We start from the raw sequence: 219 nt of genomic DNA on the forward strand, positions 1-219 counted from the left end.
AAATATGCTCCTGTGAAAGGAATTAAAATATTAAATACTCTGCCCCAAATAACTATTACCTTATAAGCATCGCTTTCTGCAATATCTAATCCTTTCTCTCGCCTAAACGTAAAGAGCTTTTTTATCATTTTACGATGAATAATCAAGCCAGTAACTGCACTTACTAAATGTGTTAAACCTAAAAACCAGTGAGTATTAACCCAACTGGTCGCCCTAAAT

Annotated in this window: 1 pseudogene; it reads right to left on the bottom strand. The window is 33.8% G+C overall.

The window, feature by feature from the left end:
- Positions 1-219, bottom strand: a pseudogene (locus V6260_RS19005) (hypothetical protein); the annotation flags it as partial.

The sequence above is a fragment of the Pseudoalteromonas aliena genome, from assembly GCF_038155085.1.
In the GTDB taxonomy this organism is placed as follows: domain Bacteria; phylum Pseudomonadota; class Gammaproteobacteria; order Enterobacterales; family Alteromonadaceae; genus Pseudoalteromonas; species Pseudoalteromonas aliena_A.